The organism is Tateyamaria sp. LSS28, from assembly GCF_059611725.1.
On the sequence record NZ_JCAPFI010000012.1, the window covers coordinates 65,891 to 73,238 of the forward strand.

Below are 7,348 nucleotides of genomic sequence, written 5' to 3' on the forward strand. Positions count from 1 at the left end.
CTACTCTCCTTTAGCGACGGCCACCGGCACCACGTGGGGCCGGACCGTCCTGGAGTTCTTGTGCCTTGCGGTCACGCGCAGCGGGGTCGTGTTCCATGATCTCGCCTTTGAAGATCCAGGTCTTGATCCCGATGATGCCATAGGCGGTTTCGGCCTCGACATGTGCGTAATCGATGTCGGCACGCAGGGTGTGAAGGGGCACACGCCCCTCACGGTACCACTCGGTGCGGGCAATCTCTGCCCCACCCAGACGACCGGCAACGTTCACGCGGATGCCCAGGGCACCCATACGCATGGCGTTCTGCACGGCGCGCTTCATGGCACGACGGAAGGACACACGACGTTCCAGCTGCTGCGCGATGGACTCGCCCACGAGGGCTGCGTCCAGCTCGGGCTTGCGCACTTCAACGATGTTGAGGTGCAGCTCGCTGTCGGTCAGCTTAGCCAGCTTCTTGCGCAGACCTTCGATGTCCGCACCTTTCTTGCCGATGATGACACCAGGACGTGCTGTGTGGATCGTCACGCGGCACTTCTTGTGTGGACGCTCGATGATCACGCGGGCCACACCGGCCTGCTTGCACTCGGTCTTGATGAACTCACGGATTTTCAGATCTTCCAGCAGAAGATCACCGTAATCCTTGGTGTCGGCATACCAGCGGCTGTCCCAGGTGCGGTTCACCTGCAGGCGCATGCCAATCGGATTGACTTTGTTACCCATCAGGCTTGCTCCTCGACTTGACGCACTTTGATCGTGATTTCAGCGAACGGCTTCATGATCTTGCCGAAACGGCCGCGCGCCCGGGGGCGCCCACGCTTCATGGTCAGGTTCTTGCCAACCCAGGCTTCCGCGACGATCAGCTCGTCGACGTCCAGGTTGTGGTTGTTTTCAGCATTGGCGATGGCCGATTGCAGGCACTTCTTGACGTCCTGCGCGATGCGCTTTTTGGAAAACGTCAGATCGGTCAACGCTTTGTCGACTTTCTTGCCACGGATCATCTGGGCAACCAGGTTCAGCTTCTGCGGAGACGTGCGCAACATGCGGGTCTTCGCCATCGCTTCATTGTCCGCAACGCGGCGTGGATTCTTATCCTTGCTCATTTGCGTTTCGCCTTCTTGTCAGCCGCGTGACCGTAATAGGTCCGCGTGGGCGAATATTCACCGAACTTCTGACCGATCATCTCTTCGGACACGTTCACGGGAATATGCTTGTGGCCGTTGTACACACCAAAGGTCAGACCCACGAACTGGGGCAGAATGGTGGACCGACGGGACCAGATCTTGATGACTTCGTTGCGACCGCTCTCGCGCGACGCTTCCGCTTTCTTCAGCACATAGCTGTCGACAAACGGGCCTTTCCAGACTGAACGAGACATATCTTAACGCCCCTTCTTCTTGGCGTGACGCGAGCGGATGATCAGCTTTTGCGACGCTTTGTTCTTGTTGCGAGTGCGGGCACCCTTGGTCGGTTTGCCCCATGGGGACACAGGGTGACGACCACCCGAGGTCCGGCCTTCACCACCACCATGGGGGTGATCGATCGGGTTCATCACGACACCACGCACGGATGGGCGGATGCCCTTGTGACGCATGCGGCCCGCTTTACCGTAGTTCTGGTTGCTGTTGTCGGGGTTCGACACGGCACCAACGGTGGCCTTACACTCCTGGCGGACCAGACGCAGCTCGCCCGAGGACAGGCGGATCTGAGCGTAGCCACCATCGCGGCCCACGAACTGGGCATAGGTACCAGCGGCACGCGCGATCTGACCACCCTTGCCGGGCTTCAGTTCGATGTTGTGTACGATTGTCCCGATAGGCATACCCGAGAACGGCATGGTGTTGCCGGGCTTGATGTCTGCCTTCATGCTCGAGATGATTTTGTCCCCGACGGCCAGACGCTGCGGAGCAAGGACATATGCCTGCTCGCCGTCTTCGTATTTCACCAGCGCGATGAACGCGGTCCGGTTGGGGTCATATTCGATGCGTTCGACCGTGGCCGCCACATCCATCTTGTTCCGACGAAAATCGACGATCCGATACAGACGCTTTGCGCCCCCGCCTTTGCGGCGCATCGTGATCCGTCCGGTGTTGTTGCGGCCACCATTCTTGGTGAGACCTTCGGTCAGCGCCTTGACGGGGCGCCCCTTCCACAGCTCCGAACGGTCGATCAGAACCAGCCCACGCTGGCCCGGCGTCGTCGGCTTGTACGACTTGAGTGCCATGTTACTGTCTTCCGTTTTGCTAAACGAGCGAGGCTGACCCCGCCCTATGGTTAAAGGCCCCCGAAGGTGCCCGGTAGTACGCTCAAACGAGCAATGACAAAGCCCCGGACGAATCCGGGGCCGTGTCGATGGGGTCTGTTACGGTAGGCAGGGTGTGGGGTCAACCCGTAGGGTGGGCATTCTGCCCACCATTCCCAAGTCCACAACGCGTTCCAAACCCAAGCCGGTCGCGCGCCTGACCGTGGGCTGGCGCAGCAACCTTCAAACGAAGCACTTTATGGCAGCCAAGCACATCCCCAAATCTTACCGGGCAGCGCACGGATAGCAAAGCGCCAGCCCGCCGGGACGGTCAGGCGCGCGCCCGGCGCGCGTCGCGCTTGATTCCGGGCAATTAAGCAACGACAAAGCACGTGACGAACTTAAGTCACAGAAAGGTATTTGACTTGTCAATTCGGGTCCGACCATTTGCGGCTCTTGGGTCTTATCCGACTCCCGACCTTAAGGTTGGAGACGACCTATTCTTGCGGTCAGGACATATGTTGTTTTCATGCACCCGAAACGAGTTGGTCGAAGAGTTTGGCAGACTGAAACCTAATCAACCTGCATTTGAATTGGACAATTGGACTGTTCAAGAGCTCCGGTTCTTCTCTTCCCTATATCTCGGAAACGGTGAAAACGGCGCGGTTCGCCCATACCCATTGCCGGTTTATTTGGACATCGACGTTGATGATACTGACGCTGTCATTTCAGATGCCCACTTAATAAAACCACTCTTAGACAAGCTAGCCACTGACGACTATTTCATGAGAGGCAACTCAGGGCTAGTTGCTCAGAGCTTTGAACAGTATCGGCTATTCGAATGGACTAGCAAACAGATTGAACATTGCGCATGCCTTTGGAGCGACCTTGATACGGACGATGACCTCGTACTTCGGGGGCTTCATGCTCTTATTAAGTCAGATATGCTTTTCGAGCATTTCCAGTTTAAGGATGCTGCCCTAAGTGCGTCGCACATAGCTCTGGACGCTGCATTCTGTATTACAGTTCAATGCCTCAAGTACGAAGGGGTCAACAATCCTAGCGCAGCCGATGCTCAAGATTACATCGACGACTTATGGAATGTACCTCGAACGGGTAGGAAGTTCTTCGAAGACTACTACCGGGATAGAGTTCGAAACTTCCATACTGACAACAGGTACGGTGTAGAAGCGATACCGGCATTTAGCTTAGACGATCAAATTCATCTCAACGCTGCACTCAAAGGTCTGTTTTTTCTATTTATTACGGGTGGAATGCACACAGAAACTCAGGCCGATAGGGATGCGTATTTGCGGCACAATTTCATTGATCAGAGAGAGAGCAACTAGAGATCGCTAGGCGTTGCCTGTGTCGAAACCCTTGATATGTCCGTGCAGTAATAGCTCGCCAGCTATCGGTCACAAGCCTGTAGTGTAGTTAACGTGTATCCTTTGTCTGACGCGATCTAGCACCTCGTCACTTCGTTGCACCAAACTATCCGAAAGCCGAATCCCTCCACCCACACGATCCAGATTAATTTGCACCGGACCCAGACACGCTACACTGCGCCAATACATTTCAACAAAGGACGCAGCTTTGCAGCCCTTCAAAAGTGGGCCTTGGCCTCGTCCGGTTTACCGGCTGCAATGGCCAGCAAACCACCCACGGCACAAAACCCGATCGGGAACATCGTAAAAACACCAAAGCCAAAGGCGTGATACATCAATCCGGCTGCAGCCAGCAGAAACAGTCCTCCCCACAATGCCCTGATCTTCGCCATGGCACCTCCGGCAATGGCCAGCAATGGCGCGACAAAGCTGCTGATGCGCACAAGTTGTTCATTGTCAAACGTGCCAAACACCTCACCGACCTCACCGTGGGCACGCACGACCTCGCTATAGCCATAGCCGAAAAAGCCGACGACCATCGCGATCAATCCACCAATGATCCCAAGCACAAGCGCTGCATTCCGCATAGTGTTACCATCTCCAAACTGTACCGGAGCGATATATACTTCTGTCAGGCAAACAAAAGCCACATCGGCGTGCTGTGCTTGCGCCGTCCCAACGCCAGCCGCGCACAGTCGGACAGCTGCGCCCACCGGTGATCCGCTTTAACTTGGGCCTGGTTGGCGGCTTGCGAACCAAGCCCGAGGCCGTGATCTCAGCTCTTCGCACGGCCAACAAGTCGCGCCAAAACGATCCAGATCAATGCGCCCCCCCACAAACCCGCTACACTGCGCCCATACCTTGCAGCAAAGGACACCCCATGCCCAAATCCACACCGCCCAAGATCAGCCCCGCCCCCATGGCCGCCGCCCTGACGGCCTTCAACCCGGCCACGGCCCAAGCGTGGATGGAGATCACAACCGAATGCACCCGCTTTGCCATGGACCGGGTGCAAAAGGACTTTGCCGCGCAACGCGCCATGATGGCCTGCACCTCTCCCACCGAGCTGATGACACTGCAATCCAGCTATTGCCGGGACGCGGCACAGGAATACGCGGATCAGGCCACCCGAATGGTCGAAATGATGACCAAGGCCACCGCACAAGTGACCGAAGGCATCGCCTCCCCCACCTCCCGCAAATATGACGACATCCCGCTCTGAGATCAGGCCCCCGCCTGCCCAAGGCCCACGCGCGCCCCTGCGCCGTAGGGCGGGGTTCACCCCGTCTCGCCCGGGCCAATGCGCAACCTGACGTCAATCACTGAGATGTCCTCGGCCGCCTGCGTCCAGCCCCAAACCGTTAACACTCCCCTAATCCGTCCCTGTAACCCATTGATTTCGCGAGACCCACGTCCTGTCTCACCATGGGACACGAAAAAACCCCGACCGCTCACGCAGCCGGGGTTCCCATTTTTTTCCGTAGGGCGGGGGTTTCCCCGCCACCCCGATTAAAGACCGGTCGACACGTCGATCGTGTTGCCTTCTTCCAGCGTCACATAGGCCTTTTTCACGTCCTTCCGCTTGCCCAACTGGCCACGGAAACGCTTGACCTTACCCTTGGTGATGGTCGTGTTCACGGCCTTCACCTTCACACCAAAGAGCGCCTCAACGGCTTCCTTGATCTGGGGCTTGTTGCTGTCGATCGCCACTTCAAAGACCACCGCGCCGTTCTCAGACGTCATGGTTGCCTTTTCCGTGATGATCGGCTTGCGGATCACGTCGTAATGTTCTGCCTTGGCACTCATTTCAAACGAGCCTCCAGTGCTTCGACACCCGCTTTCGTGATCACCAGGATGTCACGCTTCAGGATGTCATATACGTTTGCACCCATCGTCGGCAGGATATCCAGACCTTCGATGTTGCGCGATGCTTTCAGGAAGTCTTCGTTTACCGAAGCCCCGTCAATCACCAGCGCACGCTTCCAGCCCAGGTCCTTGACCTGCTTGGCCAGAGCGGCGGTTTTGCCAGCCGATGCTGCATCCTCGATGATCACCAGCTCGCCTGCCTTGGCCTTCGCCGACAGAGCGTGCTTGAGACCAAGCTTGCGGAACTTCTTGGGCAGGTCGTGGCCGTGCGAACGCGGCGTCGGACCCTTGTAGATACCACCCTTGCGGAAGATCGGCGCATTGCGGTCACCATGGCGTGCGCCGCCGGTGCCCTTCTGGCGATAGATCTTCTTGGTCGAGTAGCTGGTTTCCGAGCGCGTCTTGACCTTGTGGGTGCCAGCTTGCGCGTTGTTGCGCTGCCAGCGGACCATGCGGTGCAGAATATCGGCGCGGGGCTCAAGACCGAACAGGTCCTCGCTCAGCTCGACAGATCCGGCTTTGCCGCCGTCCAGTTTGATCACGTCAAGTTTCATGCTTCACCACCTTCCGCGGGTGCTTCTTCCGCCGGTGCTTCGGTTACAGCCGCCGATTTCAGCGCAGCCGGAAACGGCACGCCATCGGGCAGTTTCTTCTTTACGGCATCCTTGACCGTCACCCAGCCGCCTTTGGAGCCAGGTACAGCGCCCTTGATCATGATCAGGCCGCGATCTGCGTCCGTCTTCACGACTTCCAGGTTCTGAGTAGTCACGCGGGCCGCACCCATGTGGCCAGCCATCTTCTTGCCTTTGAACACCTTGCCGGGGTCCTGACATTGGCCGGTCGAGCCGTGCGAACGGTGGCTGATCGACACACCGTGCGAGGCGCGCAGACCACCGAAGTTGTGGCGTTTCATGGCACCGGCAAAGCCTTTACCGATGGATGTGCCGGATACGTCGACCTTCTGACCTTCCAGGAAATGCTCGGCCGAGATTTCCTCGCCCACACCAATCAGGTTGTCTTCAGTGACGCGAAACTCAACGAGCTTTCGCTTGGGTTCGACCTTCTGGGCTGCAAAGTGACCGCGCATCGCCTTCGAGACGCGCTTTACTTTGGGGCTGCCGGCACCAAGGGTCACGGCCGTGTAGCCGTCCTTGTCCGAGGTCCGGTTGCCCACAACCTGCAGACCGTCCAGTTGAAGAACGGTCACAGGGATCTGCTTGCCGTCTTCCATGAACAGCCGGGTCATGCCGACTTTCTTTGCGAGAATTCCAGAGCGCATATTCATACCCTCCTTACGATTGCAGCTTGATCTCGACATCCACACCAGCGGCAAGGTCGAGCTTCATCAGCGCGTCCACGGTCTGGGGGGTCGGATCAACGATGTCGAGGAGACGCTTGTGCGTGCGGATCTCGAACTGGTCACGGGATTTCTTGTCAACGTGCGGACCGCGCAGAACAGTGAACTTTTCGATCTTGTTCGGCAACGGGATTGGGCCGCGCACGGACGCACCGGTGCGTTTGGCGGTGTTGACGATTTCCTGTGTGGACGCATCCAGCACACGATAGTCAAACGCCTTCAGCCGAATGCGAATGTTTTGGCTTTGAATGGCCATTTTCGTGTTCCCTTACTCGGGCTTCCAACGGAGAGGAGGAGCATCGACCACCGACACCCCTCGTCGCGTCTTGTTTTTCTGTGTGGGCGGGGGTCTGACCCCGCCTCACGGGTGGCATGGCGGGATCAAACCCCGCCCTACCGCACGATTAGTCAGTGATTTTGGACACGACGCCGGCGCCGACGGTGCGGCCGCCTTCGCGGATCGCGAAGCGCAGGCCCTGCTCCATCGCGATTGGCGCGAT

The 7,348-nt window shown here is 57.9% G+C and carries 12 protein-coding genes; 2 read left to right on the forward strand and 10 right to left on the reverse strand.

Annotation, left to right across the window (positions count from 1 at the left end):
* Positions 1–10: 10 nt before the first annotated feature.
* The 4 genes from rpsC to rplB are packed head-to-tail and all read right to left on the reverse strand — an operon-like array spanning position 11 to position 2,219.
* Positions 11–718: a 30S ribosomal protein S3 gene (rpsC, locus tag AC53L6_RS23615; protein WP_299210811.1), complete on the reverse strand. Its 708-nt coding sequence runs from the start codon at positions 716–718 to the stop codon at positions 11–13.
* The gene (gene rplV, locus AC53L6_RS23620) at positions 718–1,098 is read right to left on the reverse strand and encodes a 50S ribosomal protein L22 (RefSeq protein WP_299210808.1); all 381 of its coding nucleotides are present in this window, start codon (positions 1,096–1,098) and stop codon (positions 718–720) included. The genes rpsC and rplV overlap by 1 nt, the downstream gene beginning before the upstream one ends.
* Complete coding sequence (gene rpsS, locus AC53L6_RS23625) at positions 1,095–1,373, reverse strand: 30S ribosomal protein S19 (RefSeq protein WP_025059469.1); 279 nt, start codon at positions 1,371–1,373, stop codon at positions 1,095–1,097. The genes rplV and rpsS overlap by 4 nt, the downstream gene beginning before the upstream one ends.
* Before the next feature lie 3 nt (positions 1,374–1,376).
* A complete protein-coding gene (gene rplB / locus AC53L6_RS23630) occupies positions 1,377–2,219 on the reverse strand; it encodes a 50S ribosomal protein L2 (RefSeq protein WP_299210805.1) in 843 nt (280 codons plus the stop codon).
* Between the two features lie 611 nt (positions 2,220–2,830).
* On the opposite strand from rplB, the gene AC53L6_RS23635 reads away from it, so the two are divergent.
* Positions 2,831–3,586: a hypothetical protein gene (locus AC53L6_RS23635; RefSeq protein ID WP_496909606.1), complete on the forward strand. Its 756-nt coding sequence runs from the start codon at positions 2,831–2,833 to the stop codon at positions 3,584–3,586.
* Between the two features lie 257 nt (positions 3,587–3,843).
* Here the strand turns inward: AC53L6_RS23635 and AC53L6_RS23640 are convergent, their stop codons facing one another.
* A complete protein-coding gene (locus tag AC53L6_RS23640) occupies positions 3,844–4,212 on the reverse strand; it encodes a hypothetical protein (protein ID WP_299606006.1) in 369 nt (122 codons plus the stop codon).
* A 293-nt stretch (positions 4,213–4,505) separates the two neighbouring features.
* Between AC53L6_RS23640 and AC53L6_RS23645 the strand changes: the two genes are divergently transcribed.
* Positions 4,506–4,847, forward strand: coding sequence for a phasin family protein (locus AC53L6_RS23645; RefSeq protein ID WP_299210799.1), 342 nt, complete (start codon positions 4,506–4,508; stop codon positions 4,845–4,847).
* 287 nt (positions 4,848–5,134) lie between these two features.
* Here AC53L6_RS23645 and AC53L6_RS23650 read toward each other — a convergent pair whose 3' ends face one another.
* From AC53L6_RS23650 to AC53L6_RS23670, 5 genes are all read right to left on the reverse strand, one after another.
* A complete protein-coding gene (locus AC53L6_RS23650; protein ID WP_299606000.1) occupies positions 5,135–5,431 on the reverse strand; it encodes a 50S ribosomal protein L23 in 297 nt (98 codons plus the stop codon).
* Complete coding sequence (gene rplD, locus AC53L6_RS23655; protein WP_299210793.1) at positions 5,428–6,045, reverse strand: 50S ribosomal protein L4; 618 nt, start codon at positions 6,043–6,045, stop codon at positions 5,428–5,430. The genes AC53L6_RS23650 and rplD overlap by 4 nt, the downstream gene beginning before the upstream one ends.
* Positions 6,042–6,770, reverse strand: coding sequence for a 50S ribosomal protein L3 (gene rplC, locus AC53L6_RS23660; protein WP_189371478.1), 729 nt, complete (start codon positions 6,768–6,770; stop codon positions 6,042–6,044). Before rplC ends, rplD begins: the two co-directional genes overlap by 4 nt.
* A gap of 13 nt (positions 6,771–6,783) precedes the next feature.
* A complete protein-coding gene (gene rpsJ / locus AC53L6_RS23665) occupies positions 6,784–7,098 on the reverse strand; it encodes a 30S ribosomal protein S10 (RefSeq protein WP_108838874.1) in 315 nt (104 codons plus the stop codon).
* A 154-nt stretch (positions 7,099–7,252) separates the two neighbouring features.
* A partial coding sequence (locus AC53L6_RS23670) for an EF-Tu C-terminal domain-related protein (protein ID WP_496908510.1) occupies positions 7,253–7,348 on the reverse strand: 96 nt, incomplete at its 5' end.